The sequence below is a fragment of the Constrictibacter sp. MBR-5 genome (assembly GCF_040549485.1).
In the GTDB taxonomy this organism is placed as follows: domain Bacteria; phylum Pseudomonadota; class Alphaproteobacteria; order JAJUGE01; family JAJUGE01; genus Constrictibacter.
This window is the reverse complement of record NZ_JBEPTK010000001.1, coordinates 702,209-723,152: the sequence shown is the minus strand read 5'-3', so window position 1 is coordinate 723,152 and position 20,944 is coordinate 702,209. Positions and strand designations below refer to the sequence as shown.

Genomic DNA, 20,944 nt, shown 5'->3' with positions numbered 1-20,944 from the left:
GGAAACGCGAAGCGCCCGCCGGTGGGGACCGGCGGGCGCGGGTGTGGCTCGTTGAAAGGGAATATGATCCAGGCGTCTCGGCATGTCAAGGAAAATATTCTTTTTCTTCCTCCAAGGTCTGGTACAGCCGGTGCGGCGTCAGGATGCCGCGGGCGTGGATGCCCAGCGTGCGCTTGACCACCTCGACGCAGGTCAGCGGTGCCGCCGGCGCCGGCCCGCCGGGCTCCCGGACCCTCGCTCCGACCACGGTGAAGCCCGCATCGCGCCACCGCTCGGCCGCGTCTTCCAGCGTCATGCCGGGGAACACCTCGACCGCCATGCGGTCCGAGAGCGGATCGACCAGGACCGCGGCGCCGCGCCGTTCCAGCAGAACGAAGCAGTGCCGGAAGCCGGGGCGCAGCGGCAGCAACCGCTTCAGCCGGGTCTCGTCGGCGAAGGCGACCAGCGCCCGTTCGCGCTGGCCCGGGCGGGTGGGATCGGGGCGGCGGCTCATGCCACGATTCCCTTGCTGCGGAGGACCGGTTCGAGTCGCGCCAGCGCCTCGTCCCAGAGGCGGGCGGAGCGGCGCTGTGGCCGCGAGGTGCCGTCCGGCGCGGTGAAGCGCCGGCCGAAATGGACCAGCACCTTCAGGTGCGCGGGGAGCAGCGTGCGCGCCCGGTAGAGGCGGTCGACGCTGCGCAGGATGTCCGCCGTCTCGCACGGCCGGATCGTTTCGGCGCAGCCGGCGCGGGGCCGCGCGCCCTCCAGGCGCGCCGTCTCGCCGGCGACACACCAGAACCAGGCCTCGGCCGCATTGCCGAACGGCTCGCCCTCGGCCCAGCCGCCGGAAACGGGGATCAGTCGCGGGGATGGCATGAATCTTCTCCTATTAAGTTCCGGTTTTGTTCTTATGAATTTTTGCCTACGGACCGTCAAGAAAAAATGTGTGACATTGTTCCCATGCTGCGACACGCCGACGTCTGGACCGCCATCGACAATCTCGCCAAGCGCAAGGGCATGTCCCCCTCGGGGCTGGCCAAGCGGGCGGGACTCGACGCGACGACCTTCAACAAGAGCAAGCGCACGACGCGCGACGGCAAGCTGCGCTGGCCGTCGACGGAAAGCGTGTCGAAGGTGCTGGCCGCGACCGGCACGACGATGGGCGAGTTCCTGGCCGACATCATCCGCGCCGAGGGCAACAGCCTGCAGCGCATTCCGGTGATCGGCCACACCCAGGCGGGGGCGGCGGGCTTCTTCGACGACGCCGGCTACCCGGTCGGCAGCGGCTGGGACGAGATCTCGTTCCCCGACGTCAGCGACCCGAACGCCTATGCCCTGACGGTCAGCGGCGACAGCATGAAACCGGTCTATCGCGACGGCGACATGGTCGTCGTCTCGCCGAACTCCAGCATCCGCCGCGGCGACCGGGTGGTGGTGAAGACCGTCGACGGCGAGGTGATGGCCAAGGAACTGGTCCGCCGCACCGCCAAGCGCGTCGAACTCCACTCGCTCAATCCCGAATACGAAGACCGCACCCTGGCGCCCGAGCAGATCGCCTGGATGGCCCGCATCGTCTGGGCGAGCCAGTAGCGCCGCCTGCCTTCGGGACGACGACGCCCGCCACCGTCGGGGGGTAGTGGACAAGCGGGCGGTTCGGGAGTTTCCTCATCGGCGATGCACGTCGGCCTTCCGGCGGCGGCCCAGGGCCGCTACCGCGATCGCCGTCGATCGTCGACCGATCGAGAGGTCCCGCATGACGGACAAGATGGACAGCCTGGAATTCGCCGTCGATCACGACGCGCCGATTCCGTATATCGAACGGATCAGCACCTATTACGTGACCCTCGGCTACGGCAAGCCGTACCAGTGGGCGCGCTATTCGGACGTGCCGTTCACGCCGCTGAAGAAGCCGCTCGCCGAGAGCAGCCTGGCGCTCATCACCACCGCGGCCCCGTACCAACCCGACAAGGGCGACCAGGGTCCGCGCTCGGCCTACAACGCCGCCGCCAAGTTCTACCGGGTCTATTCGGACAGCACCGACGGCGATCCCGACCTGCGCATCTCGCACATCGGCATCGACCGCATCCACACGACCCAGGAAGACATGCGGACCTGGTTTCCGCTGAAGCAGCTGCGCCGCCTGCGGGCGGAGGGGCGGATCGGTTCGCTGGCGCCGCGCTTCCACGGGGCGCCGACAAATCGCAGCCAGCAGACCACCATCGAACAGGACTGCGTCGAGATCCTGGAGCGCGTGCGCGCCGACGGATCGGACGCCGCGGTCCTGCTCGCCAATTGACCGGTGTGTCATCAGACCGTGAGTCTGATCGCACGGCATTTGGAAGCGAACGGCATCCCGACGGTGATCATGGGATGCGCCAAGGACATCGTCGAACGGGTGGGCGTTCCGCGCTTCCTGTTCAGCGACTTCCCGCTGGGCAATCCCGCGGGACGGCCGAACGACGAGGCGTCCCAGGCCTTCACCATGGAACTGGCGCTGAAGGTGCTGGAGTCGGCGCCGGGGCCGCGGACGACGGTGCAGTCGCCGCTGCGCTGGAGCGAGAGCCCCGACTGGAAACTCGACTTCAGCAATATCAGCCAGATGTCGCCGGAGGAGATCGAACGGCGGCGCCGTGAGAACGACGCGATCAAGGAGGTCGCCCGCCAGCGGCGCGTGGCCGACGGCGTCGCGAAAGACCAAACCGGATAACGACGACCCTCGGTTCCCGCGGTGGCCGGCATGCTGCCGCCGCCGCGGGAACGGGGCATGTTCAGGAGGGACGTGAGTGAGCGCGACGCTACCTTTGGCCGGGATCCGGGTGCTGGATGTCGGGACGCTGATCGCCGGCCCGTTCGGGGCCACCATGCTGGGCGACTTCGGCGCCGAGATCATCAAGGTCGAGCAGCCGGGCATCGGCGACGCGCTGCGCGGCACGCCGCAGAACGGCAAGGCCTCGCGCTCGGAGAACTGGCTGGTCGAGGGCCGCAACAAGAAGTCCGTCACGCTCAACATGCGCGTGAAGGAGGGCCAGGACATCCTGAAGGAGCTGGTCCGGCAGTCCGACGTGCTGATCGAGAACTTCACCCCCGGCACGCTCGACCGCTGGGGCCTCGGGTGGGAGGCGCTGCACGCGATCAACCCGCGGCTGATCATGGTGCGGGTTTCCGGCTACGGGCAGACGGGCCCCTATTCGAAGCGCTCGGGCTACGACCGCATCGCGCTGGGCTTCTCCGGCTACATGTACCCGACCGGTTTCCCGGACCGCTATCCGGTGCGGCCGGCTTTCCCGACGGCCGACTACAACACCGGCACCTTCGGCGCGCTGGCGACCATGTTCGCGCTCTATCAGCGCGACGCCCAGGGTGGCGGCGTGGGCCAGATGATCGACCTCGGTCTCTACGAGGCGCCGTTCCGCATCACCGCCGACATGGTGACGAAGCAGGCCCGCACCGGCGAGGATCGCGAGCGCATCGGCAACCGCAACCCGACCTTCGCACCGGCCGGCACCTTCCTGACGCGCGACGGCCGCTACGTCCAGATCGCCGCCGGCGGCGACAAGGTGTTCGAGCGGCTGGTGACGGCGATGGACATGCCGGAACTGGCGAGCGACGAGCGCTACGCCAAGAGCCGCGCCCGCATCGCCCGTGCCGACGAACTGGAACAGCTGCTCGCCGACTGGATCGCCGGCCGTGACTTCGCCGACATCGAGAACCGTCTCGTCGGTGCCAATGTGCCGTTCGGCGGCATCTACACCGCGACCGACATCTCGACCGATCCGCACTATGCGGCGCGCAACAACCTCGTCACGGTCCATGACGAGGAGGAGGGCGACATCGTCATGCCCGGCGTCGTGCCGAAGCTGATGGACACACCCGGCCGCATCGCCCATGCCGGCCCGCCGCTCGGCCGGCACAACGCCGAGATCTATGGCGGCCTGCTGAAGATGTCCGACGCCGATCTCGCCAGGCTCGCCGCCGACGGCGTGATCTGACCGCCGTATAGGGCACGCCGGCCGGGACATTTCCGCTCCGGCCCACTATTTGCTCTGGCTGCCGCGCATGTCCCCCGCATCGGCGGGGGCGGCGGCCGGAGAGGAGCGGATGTCTTACGCGGTCAAGGAGATCTTCAAGACGCTGCAGGGCGAGGGCGGCCAGGCGGGCCGTGCCGCGGTGTTCTGCCGCTTCTCCGGCTGCAATCTCTGGTCCGGCCGCGAGAAGGACCGCGCCGGCGCCGTCTGCCGCTTCTGCGACACCGATTTCGTCGGCACGGACGGCGAGGGCGGCGGTCGCTTCGCCGACGCGGCGGCGCTGGCCGACGCCATCGAGGCGGCGTGGGGACCGGACCGTGAGCGCCGCTTCATCGTCTTCACCGGCGGCGAGCCGCTGTTGCAGCTCGATACGGACCTGCTGCGCATCGTGCGCGCCCGCGGCTTCGAGAGCGCGGTCGAGACCAACGGCACCCAGGACCCGCCCGAGGGGCTCGACTGGATCTGCGTCAGCCCCAAGGCCGGGGCGCCGCTGCGCCTGACCGCCGGCGACGAGCTGAAGCTGGTCTTCCCGCAGGAGGGCATCGATCCGGCGCAGTTCGCCGGGATGGATTTCCGGCATTTCTGGATCCAGCCGATGGACGGGCCGGACCGCGCGGCCAACACCGTCGCCGCCACCGCCTACTGCATGGCGCACCCGCACTGGCGGCTCGGCCTGCAGACGCACAAGCTCATTGGCATTCCCTGACCGTCCGTATCCATGAAGATCGCCCCATGAAGATCGTTCAGGCCTTCACCTTCGAGGCCGCGCACCGCCTGCCCAACGTGCCGCCGACGCACCGCTGCCACCGCATGCACGGCCATTCCTATCGCGTGGAACTGGTGCTCGAAGGGCCGGTCGACCCGCACACGGGCTTCGTCGCCGACTTCTTCGACATCGAGGAGGCCTTCGCCCCGCTCCTCCGCACCCTCGACCATCACACGCTCAACGAGGTCGAGGGCCTGGAAAATCCGACGGCGGAACACATCGCCGCCTGGATCTGGGACCGCGCCCGCCCGAGGCTGCCGCTGCTTGCCGCGGTGCGCGTCTACGAGACGCCGATGTGCTGGGCGGAGTATGCGGGTACTGTGCAGGCGTAGCGGTATCGGCGACCGGTAGCATGGCTGTGACAATCGCCTGCTAGAATGGCCGTACGAGAGGTGCGCCCCTGCTGCAACGGCGCACGGGAGATGCGCCATGCGGCTGGCGGTCTATAACGTCGAGAACCTGTTCGACCGCGCCAAGGCGATGAACCTGGGCAGCTGGGAAGAAGGCCGACCCGTTCTCGAGAACTTCGCGGCACTGAACGCCCTGCTCGGTCAGATCGAGTACGGCTCCGCCGACAAGGCACGGATGGCCGCGCTGATGGCCGATCTCGGCCTGGAGCGTTCCGACACCGGCAAGTTCGTCATTCTCCGGCGCAATCGCGGCGGACTGGTCCGGCGCCCGCGCGACGGCGGGGTCGAGATCGTGGCCGACGGCCGCGCCGACTGGGTGGGATCGCTCGAACTGCGCGACGAGCCGATAGACGATCATGCGATGCGCAACACCGCCCGGGCGATGATCGACATCGAGGCCGACGTGCTGGCGGTCGTCGAAGCGGAGAGCCGGCCGGTTCTGGCGGCTTTCAACACTGAAATCCTGCCGGCGCTCGACGGGACGCCGTTCAGGCACGTGATGCTGATCGATGGAAACGACGAGCGCGGCATCGATGTCGGCCTGATGAGCCGCGATGGCTTCCCGATCGGCCGGATGCGAAGCCATGTCGACGATCGCCTGCCGAACGGCTCGCCGGTCTTCTCGCGCGACTGTCCGGAATTCGAAGTCGCGACGCCGGGGGGCGGGCGGCTCGTCGTCCTCGTCAACCACTTCAAGAGCAAGGGCTATGGCGGGAAGGCGCGTTCGGACGCGCGACGCAAGGCCCAGGCCGAGCGGGTGGCGGAGATCTACGAGCGTCTGATCGAAGCGGGCATCGACGACATTGCCGTCGTCGGCGATTTCAACGATACGCCGGACAGCGCCCCGCTGCGGCCTTTGCTGACCTGCACATCGCTCACGGACATATTCGAGCACCCGGCGTTCGCCGACGGCGGCTACCCGGGGACCTTCGGCCTCTGCAACGCGGGCGACAAGATCGACTACATGCTCCTGTCGCCGAAGCTCTTCGAGAAGGTCCGCGCCGCCGGCGTCTTCCGCCGCGGCATGTGGCCGGGATCGCGGCCGAAGCGCTGGGATGTCTATCCGGAGCTTGGCCGCCCGCGTGAGGCCGCCTCCGACCATGCGGCGCTTTGGGCGGATCTCGATATCTAGTTTGTCCGCGGCCTTAAGGGTGCGGTCCCGCCGACGCGTGGGAGGAGGACGGCGCCGCACCGCACCGCGGTTGCTTTCCGGGCGCCGTCCGCCTACATTCCGCACCGCTTCGCCAGCTTTGGAGTAGCCAGGCCCCATGGGGGACGCCGGTCCGCGAGTGTTCGCGCACCGGCTCGTTGCCGTTTGGCCCGGTTCCATCATCGTGCAGGCATGGGAGTAACCGCGTGTTCGAGAGCCTTCAGGAACGGCTGACCGGCGTCTTCGACAAGCTGCGCCGGCGCGGCTCGCTCTCCGAGAGCGACGTCGACGCGGCGCTGCGCGAGGTGCGCGTGGCGCTGCTCGAGGCCGACGTGGCGCTGCCCGTCGTCAAGGACTTCATCGACCAGGTCCGCTCCAAGGCGGTCGGCCAGCAGGTGTTGCGCTCGGTCACGCCGGGCCAGCAGGTCGTCAAGATCGTCCACGACCATCTGGTCGAGTTCCTCGGCAAGGATCCCCAGGACCTCAGCCTGCGTGCCGCGGCACCGGTGCCGATCCTGATGGTGGGCCTGCAGGGCTCGGGCAAGACGACCTCGACCGGCAAGATCGCGCTCCGCCTGAAGGACCGCGAGAAGAAGAAGGTCCTGATGGCGTCGGTGGACATCCACCGTCCCGCCGCCCAGGAACAGCTGGCGCAGATCGGCCGCCAGATCGGCGTGGCCACGCTGCCCGTCGTCTTCGGCGAACTGCCGGTGGCGATCGCCCGGCGCGCCATGGAGACGGGCCGGCGCGAGGGCTACGACGTGGTCTTCGTCGACACCGCCGGCCGCCTCGGCATCGACGAGAAGATGATGCAGGAGGCGATCGCCGTCCGTGACGCGATCAATCCGCACGAGACGCTGCTGGTCGCCGACGCGATGACCGGCCAGGATGCGGTCAACGTCGCCAAGGCCTTCAACGAGCGGATCGGCGTCACCGGCATCATGCTGACCCGCGTCGACGGCGACGCGCGCGGCGGTGCGGCGCTGTCGATGCGCGCCGTGACCGGCAAGCCGCTGAAGTTCCTCGGCGTCGGCGAGAAGATGGACGCCATCGAGGCGTTCCATCCCGACCGCATCGCCGGCCGCATCCTCGGCATGGGCGACGTCGTCAGCCTGGTCGAGCGCGCCGCCGAGACGATCGAGCAGGAAGACGCCGAGAAGCTCGCGCGGAAGATGCAGAAAGGTCAGATGGACCTTGAAGACATGCTTTCGCAGCTGCGGCAGGTGAAGAAGATGGGCGGCCTGGGCGGCATCATGAAGATGCTGCCGGGCGTCGGCAAAATGCAGAAGCAGCTCGCCGGCGCCAACATCGACGAGAAGATGATCGGCCGCCAGGAAGCGATCATCCTGTCGATGACCAAGAAGGAACGCGCCCGGCCCGACCTCATCAAGGCGTCGCGCAAGCAGCGCATCGCCGCCGGCTCCGGCTCGACCGTCCAGGAGGTCAACCGCCTGCTGAAGCAGTTCCAGCAGATGCAGTCGGTGATGAAGAAGGTCGGCAAGATGGACAAGACATCCCTCATGCGCTCCGGCCTCGGCGGCCTGATGGGCGGCGGCGGCATGGGGGGAATGGGCGGTCCCGGCGGCCAGGGCGGTCCCTTCGGGCCGCGCGGGATGCGCTAGGTGTCATCTTTAGTGCTGTCATGCCCGGGCGGAGACCCGGGCACCCAGGGCCGCAGCCTGATGCGTTGCCCCTGGGTTGCCGGGTCTTCGCCCGGCAATGACAGGTAAAAGCAAGTCGTTCGAATTTCGAGTTCACCAGGAGCAGAGAAGCACATGGCCCTGAAGATTCGCCTCACCCGCGGCGGTGCCAAGAAGCGCCCGTTCTACCGGATCGTCGTCGCCGAGGCGACGTCGCCGCGCGACGGCCGCTTCATCGAGCGCCTCGGCAGCTACAACCCGATGCTGCCGGCCGACCACCCGGACCGCATCAAGCTGTTCGAGGAGCGGGTGAAGCATTGGCTCTCCGTCGGCGCCAAGCCGACCGAGCGCGTCGAGCGCTTCCTGGGCCGCGCCGGCCTGGTCGAGGTCCCCGCGATCCCGACCCAGACCAAGGCGAATCAGCCCAAGGCGAAGGCGCAGGAGCGCCTGAAGGCCGCCCAGGCCGCCGCCGAAGACGCGGCGTAAGGCGAAGCCCCTCACGGTTCTCGCGCCATGGTCCGTCCCGTTCCCAAAACAGCTGCCGCAGCGGCCGCGGATGCTCCCCTCCGGGGAGCGTCGGCGGAGCCTGCCGGCTGGGTGTGCCTCGGCGCGGTGGCCGGGGCGCAGGGGGTGCGCGGCGACCTGCGGATCAAGCCGTTCACGGCCGATCCGGCGGACATCGCGTCCTACGGGCCGGTCAGCGACGAGGCGGGCACGCGGCGCTTCACCCTGACCGTGCGCGAGGTGCGCAAGGACGTGGTGATCGCGTCGGCGGCCGAGGTGCGGGACCGCAACGCCGCCGAGGCGCTGCGCGGCGTGCGGCTCTACGTGCCGCGCGCGGCGCTGCCCGAGCCGGACGAGGACGAGTTCTACCACGCCGACCTGATCGGCCTCGCCGCGGTCGGCGAGGACGGGACGGTCTTCGGCACGGTGCGGGCCCTGCACGATTTCGGGGCAGGCGACGTGATGGAGATCGCGCGGGCGGAGGGCGGCCAGCCCTTCGCGGTGCCGTTCACGCGCGAGGTCGTTCCGGTGATCGACTTCGCCGGGCGCCGGGTCGTCGTGGTGCCGCCCGAAGGCCTGCTCGACCCGCCTGAAGCCGAGGGCGACGCGGAGGCCGGGAGCGACGACGGGCCGGAGGCGTCGCGATGAGCGAGCCCTGGCGCGCGGTCATGCTGACCCTCTTCCCGGAGATGTTCCCGGGGCCGCTCGGCTTCTCCCTGGCCGGCAAGGCCCTGGAGACCGGGCTGTGGGCCTTGGAAACGGTGGACATCCGCGCATACGCGCGCGATAAGCACCGCTCCGTGGACGATACCCCTTTCGGCGGCGGCGCCGGGATGGTCATGCGGCCCGACGTGGTCGACGCGGCCATCCGCGCCGGGCGCGACCCGCGCGGCCCGCTGGTCTATCTGACGCCGCGCGGTCGGCCGCTGACCCAGGACAGGGTCGAGGCACTGGCGGCGGCACCGGCGCTGACCGTGCTGTGCGGCCGCTACGAGGGCGTCGACGAACGTGTTCTGACGGCGCACGAGGCGGAAGAGATCTGCCTCGGCGACTTCATATTGTCCGGCGGCGAGCCGGCGGCCATCTGTCTGCTGGACGCCTGCATTCGCCTGCTGCCGGGCGTGATGGGTGAGGCGGCTTCGCTCGAGGAAGAGAGTTTCGAACGCGGCCTGCTGGAATACCCGCTCTATACCCGGCCCCAGGTCTGGGACGGCCGCCCGGTGCCGGAGGTGCTGCTCTCCGGTCACCACGAGCGGATCCGGGCCTGGCGGCGCGCGGAAGCCGAGACGGTTACGAGGATGCGACGACCGGACCTGTGGGCCCGGTACCAGGCGGAAGGAAAGGAAATCAGGTCATGAACATCATTCAGCAGCTCGAGCAGGAGCAGGTCGCCAAGGCCGTCGCACGCAGCGCCGTCCCCGACTTCCGTCCGGGCGACACGGTCCGCGTGAACTACAAGGTCGTCGAGGGCACGCGCGAGCGCGTCCAGGCGTATGAGGGCGTCTGCATCGCCCGCCGGAATTCCGGCATCAACTCGGCCTTCACGGTGCGCAAGCTGTCGTTCGGCGAGGGCGTCGAGCGCGTCTTCCCGCTCTATTCGCCGAACATCGAGTCGATCGATGTCGTGCGTCAGGGCAAGGTCCGCCGTGCGAAGCTGTACTATCTTCGTGGCCGCACCGGCCGCGCCGCCCGCATCGTCGAGCGCGCGCGTCCGCAGCGGACAAAGACTGCTGCGTCCGCGCAGGAGTAGATCGCAACGAGACGGAGGGCGGGCTTCGGCCCGCTCGCCGCGGACGCCAGCCGGCGCAGATGCCGGCCGAGCCGGCCCCGAGAGGCCCGCGGAGAGGTGTGGGATGAGCAAGCCGCGTACGCTGTTCGACAAGATCTGGGACAACCACGTCGTCGACACGCAGCCCGATGGGACCTGCGTGATCTACATCGACAAGCACCTGGTGCACGAGGTGACGAGCCCGCAGGCCTTCGAAGGCCTCAGGCTCGCCGGCCGTAAGGTCCACCGGCCGGATGCGACGATCGCGGTCGCCGATCACAACGTGCCGACGACCGACCGGAGCCTCGGCATCGAGGACCCGGAATCGCGGATCCAGGTCGAGACGCTCGAAAAGAACGTGGCCGAGTTCGGCGTTCCCTATTTCGCCGTCGACGACGTCCGCCAGGGCATCGTGCACATCATCGGACCGGAGCAGGGCCTGACCCAGCCGGGGATGACGATCGTGTGCGGCGACAGCCACACCTCGACGCACGGCGCGTTCGGCGCGCTGGCCTTCGGCATCGGCACGTCCGAGGTCGAGCACGTGCTCGCCACCCAGACGCTGATCCAGCGCCCGGCGAAGAACATGCGCATCACCGTCGACGGCGAGCTGCCGTTCGGCGTGACCGCGAAGGACATGATCCTCGCCATCATCGGCAAGATCGGCACCGCCGGCGGCACCGGCCACGTCATCGAGTATGCCGGCTCCGCCGTCCGGGCGCTGTCGATGGAAGGCCGCATGACGGTCTGCAACATGTCGATCGAGGCGGGCGCGCGTGCCGGCCTGGTGGCGCCGGACGAGACGACCTTCGAGTATCTGAAGGGTCGCCCCTCGGCGCCGAAGGGCGCGGCCTGGGAGGCGGCGGTCTCCTATTGGAAGTCGCTGCCCTCCGATCCGGGTGCGGTCTACGACACCGAGATCGTCATGAAGGCGGAGGACATCCAGCCCTTCGTCACCTGGGGCAACAGCCCGGAAGACGCGCTGCCGATCGGTGCCACCGTGCCCCGTCCGGAGGAGATCGCCGACGAGGGCAAGCGCAAGAACGTCGAGCGGGCGCTGGGCTATATGGGCCTGACCGGCGGCATGAAGCTCTCGGACATCAAGATCGACACGGTGTTCATCGGCTCCTGCACCAACGGCCGGATCGAGGACATCCGTGCGGCCGCCGCGGTCGCCAAGGGCCGCAAGGTGGCCGACGGCATCCGCGCGCTGGTCGTCCCGGGTTCGGGGCTCGTCAAGAACCAGGCCGAGGAGGAGGGGCTCGACAAGATCCTGCTCGAGGCCGGGTTCGAGTGGCGCGAGGCGGGCTGCTCGATGTGCCTCGCCATGAACGCCGACAAGCTGAAGCCCGGCGAGCGCAGCGCGTCGACCTCGAATCGCAATTTCGAGGGCCGTCAGGGACCCGGCGGACGCACCCATCTCGTCAGCCCCGCCATGGCCGCCGCTGCGGCGATCACGGGTCACCTGACGGACGTGCGCGAGTTGGTGGGCTAGGCTGCGGCCCGGAGAGGCCCAGAGGAGGCAACGATCATGGAAAAGTTCGAGACGCTGACCGGCATCGCCGCCCCGGTGGGTGACGCCAACATCGACACCGACCGCATCATCCCGGCGCGCTTCCTGAAGACCATCAAGCGCACGGGCCTCGGCAAGCACCTCTTCAACGACGTGCGCTACACGTCGGACGGCGCCGAGAACCCCAACTTCGTCCTCAACCGCGAGCCCTACCGCAAGGCCGAGATCCTGGTCACGACCGAGAATTTCGGCTGCGGCTCCTCGCGGGAGCACGCCCCCTGGGCGCTGCACGATTTCGGCATCCGCTGCGTCATCGGCGAGTCCTTCGCCGACATCTTCTACAACAACAGCTTCAAGAACGGCCTGCTGCTGATCAAGCTGCCGAAGGCCGAGATCGCAAAGCTGCTCGAGGATTCGCAGCTCGGCCAGAACGCCCGCATCACGGTCGATCTGGAGAACCAGCAGATCACCCGTCCGAACGGCGAGACGATCGCGTTCGGCATCGATCCGTTCCGCAAGCACTGCCTGCTGAACGGGCTCGACGACATCGGCCTGACCTTGAAGCACAAGCCGAAGATCGACACTTTCGAGGAACGGGATCGGCTGGCGCGCCCCTGGCTCTACACCGCGCAGACTGCGGCGGGGTGAGGTTGCGCGGCCCGGTCCTGCGATGGGGCGATCGGAGGCCCGGGGTTGGAGCTGGGCCGATGCGAAAGCTGGTAGCGGGATCCGTCGGCGTCGTGGCGACGGTGGTCGTTCTGGCCGTGTCATTTCCCGCGCCGGGCGTCGCGGCCGCATCGGCCGACGCGCCGCCGGCCCGCCCGGCGATGTCGGAGAAGCCGGCTCCGGAGAAGCCCGCAATCGAGAAGGCCGCACCCGAGAGGTCCGGCCTCTTGGCCGCGCCCTCTACGCCTCCGGCGGCGCAGCCCGTCTCTCCCCCGAAGATCCCGCCCTTCGACGTTGCGGTTCTCGCCACGGGCGTCCGGGCGTCGCGGGTGATGGGCAAGGCCGTGCGTAGCGAGGCCGGCGAGGATATCGGTACGGTCAACGACGTGATCATCAACCCGCCGGACCACGTCGCCTATGCGATCGTCGGCGTCGGCGGGTTTCTCGGCGTCGGCGAACGGCTGGTGGCGATTCCGTTCGACTCGCTCGAACCACGCGACCCCGGCGCCGGGCTGGTCCTCCCCGGCGCCACCAAGGACTCGATCAAGCTCCTGCCCGAGTTCAAGTATCCGCCCCGCGCCGAGCGGCCGCTGAACTGACCGCGGCGCGACCGCGCGCGGGCGGCTGCGGCCTCAGAGCCAGAACGGCCTGACGCCGTAATAGTCGTGCAGCTCCCGCCCATAGGTTTCGTCCGAAAGGTCGACCCGATCCCGGTCGCCGATGGTCGGCGCACCTTCCAGCGTGCTCTTGTCCAGGTCGACCACATAGGCGTTCTGCCGCGTGTCGTAGTCCAGGACGGCCCAGGGCAGCGGGTGGTAGCGCTCGCCGATTCCGAGGAAGCCACCGAACGACATGACCGCGTAGGCGACCTTGCCCGAGTATTTGTCGATCATGACCCGCTCGATCGTCCCGAGCTTGTTGCCGCTGCGATCGTGCACCTCCGTGCCCTCGACCTTGTCCGAGCCGATCAGGCGGCCGGCTTCGCTGGTCTCGACGGCGGTGTCTCTCATTCCGGTCTGCATGACGATCCTCCTGGATGCGCTACCCTAGGAACACCCGGTCCGGCGCGCCGTTCCGATTAAGGATCGTTAAGCCGCGGGATCCGCTCGGTGGCGACAAACGTCCGGCCATGGGCTAGAAAACGCTCCGCAACGACAATCCGAATGGACGGAGACGAAGGCCGATGCCGTCGAACAAGAAGCTGCTGGTACTCCCCGGGGACGGGATCGGGCCGGAAGTTGTGCGTGAAGTGCTGCGCGTCGTCGACTGGATGGACAAGCGCCGGCACGTGAGTTTCGACCTCAGCGAGGACCTCGTCGGCGGTGCCGCGATCGACGCCTACGGCACGCCGCTGAAGGAGGAGACGCTGGAGGCGGCGAAGGCGTCTGACGCCGTGCTGTTCGGCTCCGTCGGCGGTCCCCAGTGGGACGTGCTGCCCTTCGACCAGCGTCCGGAGCGCGGCATCCTCGGCCTGCGCAAGGGCATGCAGCTCTTCGCCAACCTGCGTCCGGCCAAGGTGTTCGACGCGCTCGTCGACGCGTCGACCCTGAAGAACGAGATCGTCCAGGGCCTCGACATCCTGATCCTGCGCGAACTGACCGGCGGCATCTATTTCGGCGAACCGCGTGGCATCGAGACGCTGCCCGACGGCACGCGCCGCGGCATCAACACCCAGGTCTACACGACGCCGGAGATCGAGCGCATCGCCCGCGTCGGCTTCGAACTGGCGCAGAAGCGCGCCAAGCGCGTCATGTCGGTCGAGAAGGCCAATGTGATGGAGTCCGGCGTGCTCTGGCGCGAGGAGGTGCAGAAACTGCACGACGCCGAGTTCCAGGACGTCGAGCTGCAGCACATGTACGCCGACAACTGCGCCATGCAGCTGGTCCGGGCACCCAAGCAGTTCGACGTGATCGTCACCGACAACCTGTTCGGCGACATCCTCTCCGACTGCGCCGCCATGCTCACGGGGTCGCTCGGCATGCTGCCGTCTGCCTCGCTCGGCGCCGTCGACCCGACCACCGGCCGCCGCATGGCGCTCTACGAGCCGATCCACGGCAGCGCGCCGGACATCGCCGGCCAGGGCAAGGCGAACCCGCTCGCCCAGATGCTCAGCCTGTCGATGCTGCTGCGCTACTCGTTCGACATGAACGAGGATGCCGACCTGATCGAGAACGCCGTCGAGAACGTCCTGAAGGCGGGCATCCGCACCGGCGACATCGTCGGCCCGGGCATGAAGCCGGTCTCCACGACCCAGATGACCGACGCCATCCTGAAGGAGCTCGACGCCCAGGCGGCGTGAGCGCCCGCGGACCGCGGCGTTTCGGGGGAGGTTCGCTCCGAAACGCCGCTCCGTTCGCCTCGTCCCCGGTGAGGCCTCCAGACTAGTCCGGGAACCCTACATAGCGCACGAACGCTTCGTTCGGCTCGCGCACCGAGCGTACCGCGTTGGCGGCGAAGCCGTCGTCGGGCCAGCCCATGGCGATGCAGGTCATGATGACCTCGTCGTCGGGGATGTTCGCCACCTCCCGCACCACGTCCGAGCGGGTGATGCCCTGGCCGTTGACCACGGTGCCGAGCCCGCGTTCCCACGCCGCCAGCACGATGCCGTAGCTCAGCGCCCCCAGGTCGAAATGGCAGGTGGCACCGGGATCGAGGATCCGGTCGTAGGTCAGCACGATCGACACCGGCGCATCGAACTGCCGGAAGCCGCGCATCACCCAGTCCTGGCGCATCACCTTGTCCTCGCGCGCGATGCCCATGGCGGCGAACAGTTCCTTGGCGATGTCCACCTGCCGCTGCCGGTGCACGCCCTCGTAGGGGCCGTGGGTGTGGATGTCCCGGTTCGCCTTCGCGCCCGCCAGCATCAGCTCGGTATTCCGCCGCCGCACCTCCTCCAGCGGCTCGCCCGTCAGCACGTGGACGTGCCACGGCTGGCTGTTCATCGACGACGGCGCCCCCTTCGCCACATGCAGGATCTCGTCGATCAGTTCGCGCGGCACCGGATCCGGCTTGTACCCGCGAACGCTCCGGCGCGTGGCGACGAGTGTCGTGAAGTCCATGTTTCCCCCTGATGGTGCGATCTGCTTCGGCCGCAGATTGGCGGGCGGCGGGGTCCGCGTCGAGTGGCACCACGAGGCGGATGCACCAGCACATAGGCGGCCGGCGATCCTCTATGCTGAATGCTCGCCCGATTGCTTATACTGGGCGGCGCAACCTGATCGGAGATTGCCGGTCGTGTCCCTGGAGCCCCCTCTGCCGTTCGAGTTCGTGGTTCCGGGAACCGCCATGAGCGCGCAGGCTTCGTCCGCGTCGAAGGATGCGTGGAAGGCCCGCATTCGCGCCGCCGCGAGAGGTGCTCTGCCGGAAGATCACTGGATGCTGACGGCCCCGCTGGCGGTGACCATCTATCTGTTCCCGGATGGGCCGCTCGCCGGCGATGTCGACAATCGCGTGAAACCGATTCTCGATGCGATGACGCGGTTCGTCTATGATGACGACCGTCTGATAGAGCGTATCGTCGTGCAGAAGTTCGAACCGGGAAGGGTGTTTCCGTTCCAGAATCCGAGCGCTCTTTTGCTGCAGGCGCTCGATGCGGACAGGCCGGTACTGTACGTGCGACTGACCGACGATCTACATGCGGAGTTGTCGTGATGGCTCGGGCTGCAGCGATGGAGCAGGTGGCGCTGGACCGGATGGAGCCGCGCTGGCGTCGCCTCGGGTATACGTTGGTCCGCGAGCCTGCTGCCGAGGAGGTCCCGGCCTTTCTCGGTGGATTTCGGCCCGACGCGATCGCGGTCGGCCGGACACCCGGCCTGGTCATCGAGGTGGTAGGGCGGCCGGGCCCGCATGCCGATACCAAACTGTCGAGGCTTCGCGGCTTGCTTGCGGGACAAAAGGATTGGGATCTCGTCGTGGTCTATGCGGCCTCCGACAAGGTCGAGGTGGCGACGGCGCCGCTGGCTGACGTGGAAAGCGCGCTCGTCGAGGCGGAACGGTCGGCCGACCGGGAGCCGCGGTCGGCTCTGCTGCTCGCCTGGGCGGCTCTCGAAGCGCTGGCACGGGCACGGCATCCGGATCTCGCCTCGGACGGCTTGGCCGCGAGCACGCTGCTCGATCTTCTCGTCTCGCACGGGGACCTGCCCCAGGAGGCGCAGGAAGAGTTGCGGCAGGTGGCCCGGATGCGCAATGCGCTCGCGCACGGCCAATTGGATCTTCGTCCGGCGCCGGATGCCGTTCGTCGCCTCGTCGCCCTGGCGCGGACGCTCCGCCCCGCGGCAGGCGGCTGAGCGTCGCGGACGCACGACGTGTTCTTCGAGGAGATTCCGCGTCTCGCGCCGGGCGTCACCGAAATCTCGCCCACCCGGTGCTCGACGGCGAGGAACTGCGTGGCTGCGACACGCGGCACGCCGACATACGCGCAGACGACGCGGAGTGCCTGACCGATCCGGCGGTGGCCGACCTGCTGGACCGGCGCGGCGTGCAGCGCATCTCCTGGCGCGACCTCCGCGACGCCGGGCGCGCCGGGCAGCGACCATAGGGGCCGCTTGCCGCCCCTGAACAGTCGGCCGGAACGGCGGCATTCCAGGGGGAGCGCCGAGGCGCCCGACGGAACGCCAGACAATGGTCTCGCCGTGCGCCGCGCTCCTGCCGCTCAGGCGGCGGTCAGTACCTTCGCGTGCGTCTCCAGGAAGCCGTCGAACGCCGCGACGATCGCGTCGAACGCGGCCGCATCCATTGGTAGGGAGAGGTTCAGCATGTTGCGGCGGGAGAGGTAGACGCCGCGCGACAGCATCTCGAACTGGCACAGGGCGCGCGCCTCGGGGCGGACGCGGGTCGTGTCCTTCGGCCGGTCGTAGCTGCCGTCGGCCAGCTGGATCATCAGCATCGAGCCGTAGCCGGTGACGGTGCCCGGCACGCCGCGCTTCGCCAGCGTCTGCTTCAGCCGCTCGCGCAGCCGGTTGCCGTCGGCGTTGATGCGCATCGACGCCTCGGGCGTCAGCACGTCGCGCAGCCCGGTGATGCCGGCCGACAGGCTGAGCACGTTGTTGTTGAACGTGCCGGCGTGGCCGAAGGCGTCGGGGCGCGACGGGTCGAACCGCTCCATCAGGTCGCGACGGCCGCCGAACGCGCCGAAGCTGAGGCCGCCGCCGAGATACTTGCCCATGGTCATCATGTCGGGCGTCACGCCCAGCACCGACTGGAACCCGCCGGGCGCCAGGCGCGAGCTCATCACCTCGTCGAAGATCAGGACGACGCCGTGCTTCGCCGTCGCCTCGCGCACCGCCTTCACGAAGTCGGCCTGCGCCGGAATGCAGCCGCCGCTGCCGATCATCGGCTCCATGATGACGCAGGCGAGGTCGCCGGCATGTTCGGCGATCAGGGCGGCGGTGCGGTCGGGGTCGTTGTAGGGGGCCATCACGTAGGGGAAGGGGACGTTCATCGTCGAGCCGTAGCCGCCGAAGCTCATCAGGCCGCCGTGGTAGCAGCCTTCGAAGACCATGATCTTCGAGCGCCCGGTGACGCCGCGCGCCGTCTGCACGGCGAACAGGTTGGCCTCGGTGCCGGAATTGGTGAAGCGCACCAGTTCGAGCGCCTCGAACCGCGCGCAGAGCAGTTCGGCCAGTTCCGATTCGCGGCCCGTCGGCCCGCCGAGCACGATGCCGTGCTTCAGCGCCTCGATCACCGCCGCCTGGATCTTCGGATTCGAATGGCCATAGAGCGCCGCCGTCTGCTCCGACACCGTGTCGATGTAGCGGTGGCCGTCGACGTCGGTCACGTGGCAGCCTTCGCCGCCCGCCAGGCTGAGCGGGAAGGGCGAATAGTAGAGGACGGTGCGGGTGTTGCCGCCCGGCATGCTGCGCCGCGCATGCTCGTAGGCCTCGAGGCTATTCGGGTTGGCGGCGACATAGCGCTCCTCGGCATCGCGCAGGGCGGCGGTGAGGTCAAAGTTCGGCTGCGGCGCATTCATGGGAGGGCTCCGGCGGTGGCTCGGCTGGGGGCGCCGGCATAGTAGACCCGGCCGGACCGGACGGGCGAGCGCTCAATGCCTCGGGTCTCGTCGATTCCCGTCCGGCAGGCATGCACGGGACGCGGTGCCGCACCCCCTGGCCACCCGGTGACAGGACCGGGCGGACAGCCTACCTTCGGGCACGCGGACGACGGGAGCGACGCGCCGACAGCGTCGCCGTCGACAGAGCCGGGGGAGTGGGAGCATGGCCACCGATCAGCGCCGGCCGCCGCAGGCGGGGAACTTCTACCGGTCCGGCGTCACCGCCAAGGTCAAATGGTTCAACCCGGAGAAGGGCTTCGGCTTCGTCACCCCCGACGACGGGTCGCCCGACGTGTTCCTGCACGCCTCCGCAGTCAAGGCGCTCGGCCGAGACAGCCTGCCGGAAGGGGCCACGATCGACTGCGACGTGAACAAGGGCACGAAGGGCCCGCAGGTCGCGCTGATCCATTCCGTCGACGAGAGCACCGTACCGCGGGCGACCGGCCGCGCCGCCGGTCCGTCGCGCGGGGGGCGGCCGCGCCCGGGCACGCCCGGCGCGACGGCTGAGCGGCGGGCGCCACCGGCACCGGCTGCGCCGAAGGCGCCGGTACGCACGGCGCCGCCGGCGGGCCGTCCGGTCGAGGGGACGGTGAAGTTCTTCGACCCGCGCAAAGGCTACGGCTTCGTGACGCCGGAGCGTGGCGGGAAGGACATCTTCATCGGCGCCGACGCCCTGCGCCGCTCGGGCATCGAGGCGTTGCAGCCCAGCGTGCGCATCCGCGTGATCACGCGCGACTCCGAGAGGGGCCTGGAGGCGGAGCGGGTCGAGTTTCCCTGACGGGGAACAGGGGCGGCGCACGGCCGGTTACACGGGGACACCGCAGAGAGGGAGCCCCCCATGAGAGGCCGTTCCGACAGCCATCCGCCCACCTATGCCGCCGACGAGGTCCGTCAGGGCGAGATCATCCTGCGCACCAGGACCCGCCGGATCGTCTTCATCGGCGGCCTCGTCGGGTTCGTCATTTTCGCGATGATCTTTGGCCTGGTCGTCTGAAGCGGCCGCGCGTCGGATTTTGTCGCTGGTCGCGAACGATATCCGGCGCGGCCTGTTCTTCGGACATGGCCGGTCGCCCCGGGCCGGCTCCCGGCTCGGAACCGGCTTCTATGGCCGCGGCGCTCCCGATCAAAGGAGAAAGCTTATGTCCACTTCGAGCAAGAGCCCGGCGACCATCCGCCAAGGTGGTCCCGGCTCGTCCGATCAGAACGGCAAGGCGCCCCTCGACATCGATAAGCCGCCGGCGGACTCCGAACTGCGTCGCCGGAGCGAGGTATCGGGCGGTGGCGGCGAGGCCGATCATCACCAGGGACACCTGCCCGACAAGAAGCACGGTTGAGACGGAAGGAGGCAGCTATGCCGAAGCATCCGAAATCGCGCGAGCCGAACGACGCGGATCTGCGGCGCGATCCGATGATCGGCGGCAGCAAGGGCGCGCGCAGCTCTGGAGCCACCGCCGAGGAACTCGAAGAATTGCAGGGCGAGAACACGGTCGAAGGCGACATCGGCAACGACACCAATGCGCAGGGCGGCATCGACAAGAATGTGAGCCGCGGCGGGCGCTCTCCTAGCCGTCCCTAGGGATCGCCAAGCGCCGCAGGTTCTGTCCGCATGCCCTGGCACGCGCATTGCTCCCTCACGCCAAACAGAGAAATGGTCGTGATGGGCATGACGGCGAACCTTTCGATCCAACCCGCTGTATTTACTGGCGCTTCCGACGAAGTCCGGTCCGCCGTGCAACTGGCGAGCGCCGAGACGGGGGTAAGCTTTTCCTACCTCATGGCAAAAGCTGCCGTGGAGAGCGGATATCGTGCCGACGTGAAGGCGCCCACCAGCAGTGCCACCGGGCTCTATCAGTTCATCGAGCGCACCTGGCTCTCGATGGTGAAGGAGAACGGTGCCAAGTACGGCCTGGAGGACTATGCGGCGAAGCTGGAGGCCGGAAAGGTCGACGGCAAGACGCGGCGCGAGATCCTCGAACTGCGCAAGGATCCGAAGCTGTCCGCGCTGATGGCGGCGGAATATGCGCGCGACAACAAGGAGGCGCTGCAGAAATCGGTGGGCGGCGAGATCGGCGACACCGAGCTCTATCTGGCGCATTTCCTGGGGGCGGGAGGGGCAAAACGCTTCCTGTCCGCGATGCGGCGCAATCCGAACCAGATCGCGGCCCAGGTGATGCCGGAGGCGGCGCACGCCAATCGCAACGTCTTCTACGGCAAGTCCGGCGCACGGACGCTGGCGCAGGTCTATGACCGCTTCACCGAAAAGCTGGCGGAGAGCGGTGCCGCCGCCGGCGTGGCACCCACGTCTACGGAACCAGCAGGCCGGCCGGCGCCCTACGGCCTCGGCACGGGTGCCATCGCGTCGCGCGGTGGCTTTACCCCGGTCGTGCCGGGGGGCTCGCCGGCCGAGTTCGCGAGCCGGATGTTCATGGCGCGCCTCAGCCTCCCGGGGGAACCGGGCGCGATCAGCTGACGCC

Annotated in this window: 29 protein-coding genes; 24 read left to right on the top strand and 5 right to left on the bottom strand. The window is 68.7% G+C overall.

What is annotated here, in order from left to right; genetic code table 11:
• Positions 1 to 85: 85 nt before the first annotated feature.
• Positions 86 to 493: a hypothetical protein gene (locus ABIE65_RS03465; RefSeq protein ID WP_354075518.1), complete on the bottom strand. Its 408-nt coding sequence runs from the start codon at positions 491 to 493 to the stop codon at positions 86 to 88.
• Positions 490 to 855: a hypothetical protein gene (locus tag ABIE65_RS03460; protein WP_354075517.1), complete on the bottom strand. Its 366-nt coding sequence runs from the start codon at positions 853 to 855 to the stop codon at positions 490 to 492. The genes ABIE65_RS03465 and ABIE65_RS03460 overlap by 4 nt, the downstream gene beginning before the upstream one ends.
• Positions 856 to 939: 84 nt before the next feature.
• Between ABIE65_RS03460 and ABIE65_RS03455 the strand changes: the two genes are divergently transcribed.
• From ABIE65_RS03455 to ABIE65_RS03385, 15 genes are all read left to right on the top strand, one after another.
• Complete coding sequence (locus ABIE65_RS03455; protein ID WP_354075516.1) at positions 940 to 1,569, top strand: S24 family peptidase; 630 nt, start codon at positions 940 to 942, stop codon at positions 1,567 to 1,569.
• A 163-nt stretch (positions 1,570 to 1,732) separates the two neighbouring features.
• Positions 1,733 to 2,275 carry a glycine/sarcosine/betaine reductase selenoprotein B family protein gene (locus ABIE65_RS03450; RefSeq protein ID WP_354075515.1) on the top strand — a complete coding sequence of 181 codons (543 nt, stop codon included), beginning with the start codon at positions 1,733 to 1,735 and terminating at the stop codon, positions 2,273 to 2,275.
• Between the two features lie 18 nt (positions 2,276 to 2,293).
• Positions 2,294 to 2,686 (top strand): hypothetical protein, encoded by a 393-nt coding sequence (locus tag ABIE65_RS03445; protein WP_354075513.1) that lies wholly within the window; start codon positions 2,294 to 2,296, stop codon positions 2,684 to 2,686.
• Between the two features lie 76 nt (positions 2,687 to 2,762).
• Positions 2,763 to 3,968, top strand: coding sequence for a CaiB/BaiF CoA transferase family protein (locus tag ABIE65_RS03440; RefSeq protein WP_354075512.1), 1,206 nt, complete (start codon positions 2,763 to 2,765; stop codon positions 3,966 to 3,968).
• Positions 3,969 to 4,077: 109 nt separating this feature from the next.
• A complete protein-coding gene (gene queE / locus ABIE65_RS03435; protein ID WP_354075510.1) occupies positions 4,078 to 4,710 on the top strand; it encodes a 7-carboxy-7-deazaguanine synthase in 633 nt (210 codons plus the stop codon).
• 26 nt (positions 4,711 to 4,736) lie between these two features.
• Positions 4,737 to 5,102, top strand: coding sequence for a 6-carboxytetrahydropterin synthase QueD (gene queD / locus ABIE65_RS03430; protein WP_354075509.1), 366 nt, complete (start codon positions 4,737 to 4,739; stop codon positions 5,100 to 5,102).
• Between the two features lie 97 nt (positions 5,103 to 5,199).
• Positions 5,200 to 6,312, top strand: a complete 1,113-nt coding sequence (locus ABIE65_RS03425) for an endonuclease/exonuclease/phosphatase family protein (protein WP_354075508.1) — start codon at positions 5,200 to 5,202, stop codon at positions 6,310 to 6,312.
• A 224-nt stretch (positions 6,313 to 6,536) separates the two neighbouring features.
• Positions 6,537 to 7,952 carry a signal recognition particle protein gene (ffh, locus tag ABIE65_RS03420; protein ID WP_354075507.1) on the top strand — a complete coding sequence of 472 codons (1,416 nt, stop codon included), beginning with the start codon at positions 6,537 to 6,539 and terminating at the stop codon, positions 7,950 to 7,952.
• Positions 7,953 to 8,105: 153 nt separating this feature from the next.
• Complete coding sequence (gene rpsP, locus ABIE65_RS03415) at positions 8,106 to 8,456, top strand: 30S ribosomal protein S16 (RefSeq protein ID WP_354075506.1); 351 nt, start codon at positions 8,106 to 8,108, stop codon at positions 8,454 to 8,456.
• Positions 8,457 to 8,567: 111 nt separating this feature from the next.
• On the top strand, positions 8,568 to 9,122 hold the full coding sequence (rimM, locus tag ABIE65_RS03410; RefSeq protein ID WP_354075504.1) for a ribosome maturation factor RimM: 555 nt from the start codon (positions 8,568 to 8,570) through the stop codon (positions 9,120 to 9,122).
• The gene (gene trmD / locus ABIE65_RS03405; protein WP_354075503.1) at positions 9,119 to 9,832 is read left to right on the top strand and encodes a tRNA (guanosine(37)-N1)-methyltransferase TrmD; all 714 of its coding nucleotides are present in this window, start codon (positions 9,119 to 9,121) and stop codon (positions 9,830 to 9,832) included. Before rimM ends, trmD begins: the two co-directional genes overlap by 4 nt.
• The gene (gene rplS, locus ABIE65_RS03400) at positions 9,829 to 10,224 is read left to right on the top strand and encodes a 50S ribosomal protein L19 (RefSeq protein ID WP_354075502.1); all 396 of its coding nucleotides are present in this window, start codon (positions 9,829 to 9,831) and stop codon (positions 10,222 to 10,224) included. Before trmD ends, rplS begins: the two co-directional genes overlap by 4 nt.
• 103 nt (positions 10,225 to 10,327) lie before the next feature.
• Positions 10,328 to 11,737: a 3-isopropylmalate dehydratase large subunit gene (gene leuC / locus ABIE65_RS03395; protein ID WP_354075501.1), complete on the top strand. Its 1,410-nt coding sequence runs from the start codon at positions 10,328 to 10,330 to the stop codon at positions 11,735 to 11,737.
• Between the two features lie 36 nt (positions 11,738 to 11,773).
• Positions 11,774 to 12,403: a 3-isopropylmalate dehydratase small subunit gene (gene leuD, locus ABIE65_RS03390; RefSeq protein ID WP_354075500.1), complete on the top strand. Its 630-nt coding sequence runs from the start codon at positions 11,774 to 11,776 to the stop codon at positions 12,401 to 12,403.
• A gap of 59 nt (positions 12,404 to 12,462) precedes the next feature.
• Positions 12,463 to 13,020 (top strand): PRC-barrel domain-containing protein, encoded by a 558-nt coding sequence (locus ABIE65_RS03385; protein ID WP_354075499.1) that lies wholly within the window; start codon positions 12,463 to 12,465, stop codon positions 13,018 to 13,020.
• Between the two features lie 33 nt (positions 13,021 to 13,053).
• Here the strand turns inward: ABIE65_RS03385 and ABIE65_RS03380 are convergent, their stop codons facing one another.
• Entirely contained in the window at positions 13,054 to 13,443 is a 390-nt protein-coding gene (locus ABIE65_RS03380; protein ID WP_354075497.1) for a PRC-barrel domain-containing protein, read from the bottom strand.
• 161 nt (positions 13,444 to 13,604) lie between these two features.
• On the opposite strand from ABIE65_RS03380, the gene leuB reads away from it, so the two are divergent.
• On the top strand, positions 13,605 to 14,720 hold the full coding sequence (gene leuB, locus ABIE65_RS03375) for a 3-isopropylmalate dehydrogenase (RefSeq protein ID WP_354075495.1): 1,116 nt from the start codon (positions 13,605 to 13,607) through the stop codon (positions 14,718 to 14,720).
• An 82-nt stretch (positions 14,721 to 14,802) separates the two neighbouring features.
• Here leuB and ABIE65_RS03370 read toward each other — a convergent pair whose 3' ends face one another.
• Positions 14,803 to 15,480 carry a nitroreductase gene (locus ABIE65_RS03370; RefSeq protein WP_354075494.1) on the bottom strand — a complete coding sequence of 226 codons (678 nt, stop codon included), beginning with the start codon at positions 15,478 to 15,480 and terminating at the stop codon, positions 14,803 to 14,805.
• A 175-nt stretch (positions 15,481 to 15,655) separates the two neighbouring features.
• Here ABIE65_RS03370 and ABIE65_RS03365 point away from each other — a divergent pair, with 175 nt between their 5' ends.
• The 3 genes from ABIE65_RS03365 (at position 15,656) to ABIE65_RS03355 (ending at position 16,958) form a co-directional block, all read left to right on the top strand.
• Positions 15,656 to 16,072, top strand: coding sequence for a RusA family crossover junction endodeoxyribonuclease (locus tag ABIE65_RS03365; protein ID WP_354075492.1), 417 nt, complete (start codon positions 15,656 to 15,658; stop codon positions 16,070 to 16,072).
• On the top strand, positions 16,072 to 16,707 hold the full coding sequence (locus tag ABIE65_RS03360; RefSeq protein ID WP_354075491.1) for a hypothetical protein: 636 nt from the start codon (positions 16,072 to 16,074) through the stop codon (positions 16,705 to 16,707). Before ABIE65_RS03365 ends, ABIE65_RS03360 begins: the two co-directional genes overlap by 1 nt.
• Positions 16,708 to 16,784: 77 nt before the next feature.
• On the top strand, positions 16,785 to 16,958 hold the full coding sequence (locus ABIE65_RS03355; RefSeq protein ID WP_354075489.1) for a hypothetical protein: 174 nt from the start codon (positions 16,785 to 16,787) through the stop codon (positions 16,956 to 16,958).
• 114 nt (positions 16,959 to 17,072) lie between these two features.
• Here ABIE65_RS03355 and ABIE65_RS03350 read toward each other — a convergent pair whose 3' ends face one another.
• The gene (locus ABIE65_RS03350; protein ID WP_354075488.1) at positions 17,073 to 18,389 is read right to left on the bottom strand and encodes an aspartate aminotransferase family protein; all 1,317 of its coding nucleotides are present in this window, start codon (positions 18,387 to 18,389) and stop codon (positions 17,073 to 17,075) included.
• Positions 18,390 to 18,633: 244 nt separating this feature from the next.
• On the opposite strand from ABIE65_RS03350, the gene ABIE65_RS03345 reads away from it, so the two are divergent.
• From ABIE65_RS03345 to ABIE65_RS03325, 5 genes are all read left to right on the top strand, one after another.
• Entirely contained in the window at positions 18,634 to 19,248 is a 615-nt protein-coding gene (locus ABIE65_RS03345) for a cold-shock protein (RefSeq protein WP_354075486.1), read from the top strand.
• 60 nt (positions 19,249 to 19,308) lie between these two features.
• Entirely contained in the window at positions 19,309 to 19,464 is a 156-nt protein-coding gene (locus ABIE65_RS03340) for a hypothetical protein (RefSeq protein ID WP_354075485.1), read from the top strand.
• A 145-nt stretch (positions 19,465 to 19,609) separates the two neighbouring features.
• A complete protein-coding gene (locus tag ABIE65_RS03335) occupies positions 19,610 to 19,804 on the top strand; it encodes a hypothetical protein (protein WP_354075484.1) in 195 nt (64 codons plus the stop codon).
• Between the two features lie 17 nt (positions 19,805 to 19,821).
• A complete protein-coding gene (locus tag ABIE65_RS03330; RefSeq protein ID WP_354075482.1) occupies positions 19,822 to 20,046 on the top strand; it encodes a hypothetical protein in 225 nt (74 codons plus the stop codon).
• Between the two features lie 237 nt (positions 20,047 to 20,283).
• Positions 20,284 to 20,940, top strand: a complete 657-nt coding sequence (locus tag ABIE65_RS03325; RefSeq protein ID WP_354075480.1) for a hypothetical protein — start codon at positions 20,284 to 20,286, stop codon at positions 20,938 to 20,940.
• Positions 20,941 to 20,944: the final 4 nt, after the last annotated feature.

Bases quoted from the DNA above. Each gene is read 5' to 3' on its own strand.
- ABIE65_RS03465 (WP_354075518.1), bottom strand. From the start codon at position 493: ATGAGCCGCCGCCCCGATCCCACCCGCCCGGGCCAGCGCGAACGGGCG.
- ABIE65_RS03460 (WP_354075517.1), bottom strand. From the start codon at position 855: ATGCCATCCCCGCGACTGATCCCCGTTTCCGGCGGCTGGGCCGAGGGC.
- ABIE65_RS03455 (WP_354075516.1), top strand. From the start codon at position 940: ATGCTGCGACACGCCGACGTCTGGACCGCCATCGACAATCTCGCCAAG.
- ABIE65_RS03450 (WP_354075515.1), top strand. From the start codon at position 1,733: ATGACGGACAAGATGGACAGCCTGGAATTCGCCGTCGATCACGACGCG.
- queE (WP_354075510.1), top strand. From the start codon at position 4,078: ATGTCTTACGCGGTCAAGGAGATCTTCAAGACGCTGCAGGGCGAGGGC.
- queD (WP_354075509.1), top strand. From the start codon at position 4,737: ATGAAGATCGTTCAGGCCTTCACCTTCGAGGCCGCGCACCGCCTGCCC.
- ABIE65_RS03425 (WP_354075508.1), top strand. From the start codon at position 5,200: ATGCGGCTGGCGGTCTATAACGTCGAGAACCTGTTCGACCGCGCCAAG.
- rpsP (WP_354075506.1), top strand. From the start codon at position 8,106: ATGGCCCTGAAGATTCGCCTCACCCGCGGCGGTGCCAAGAAGCGCCCG.
- trmD (WP_354075503.1), top strand. From the start codon at position 9,119: ATGAGCGAGCCCTGGCGCGCGGTCATGCTGACCCTCTTCCCGGAGATG.
- rplS (WP_354075502.1), top strand. From the start codon at position 9,829: ATGAACATCATTCAGCAGCTCGAGCAGGAGCAGGTCGCCAAGGCCGTC.
- leuC (WP_354075501.1), top strand. From the start codon at position 10,328: ATGAGCAAGCCGCGTACGCTGTTCGACAAGATCTGGGACAACCACGTC.
- leuD (WP_354075500.1), top strand. From the start codon at position 11,774: ATGGAAAAGTTCGAGACGCTGACCGGCATCGCCGCCCCGGTGGGTGAC.
- ABIE65_RS03385 (WP_354075499.1), top strand. From the start codon at position 12,463: ATGCGAAAGCTGGTAGCGGGATCCGTCGGCGTCGTGGCGACGGTGGTC.
- ABIE65_RS03380 (WP_354075497.1), bottom strand. From the start codon at position 13,443: ATGCAGACCGGAATGAGAGACACCGCCGTCGAGACCAGCGAAGCCGGC.
- leuB (WP_354075495.1), top strand. From the start codon at position 13,605: ATGCCGTCGAACAAGAAGCTGCTGGTACTCCCCGGGGACGGGATCGGG.
- ABIE65_RS03370 (WP_354075494.1), bottom strand. From the start codon at position 15,480: ATGGACTTCACGACACTCGTCGCCACGCGCCGGAGCGTTCGCGGGTAC.
- ABIE65_RS03360 (WP_354075491.1), top strand. From the start codon at position 16,072: ATGGCTCGGGCTGCAGCGATGGAGCAGGTGGCGCTGGACCGGATGGAG.
- ABIE65_RS03350 (WP_354075488.1), bottom strand. From the start codon at position 18,389: ATGAATGCGCCGCAGCCGAACTTTGACCTCACCGCCGCCCTGCGCGAT.
- ABIE65_RS03345 (WP_354075486.1), top strand. From the start codon at position 18,634: ATGGCCACCGATCAGCGCCGGCCGCCGCAGGCGGGGAACTTCTACCGG.
- ABIE65_RS03340 (WP_354075485.1), top strand. From the start codon at position 19,309: ATGAGAGGCCGTTCCGACAGCCATCCGCCCACCTATGCCGCCGACGAG.
- ABIE65_RS03335 (WP_354075484.1), top strand. From the start codon at position 19,610: ATGTCCACTTCGAGCAAGAGCCCGGCGACCATCCGCCAAGGTGGTCCC.
- ABIE65_RS03330 (WP_354075482.1), top strand. From the start codon at position 19,822: ATGCCGAAGCATCCGAAATCGCGCGAGCCGAACGACGCGGATCTGCGG.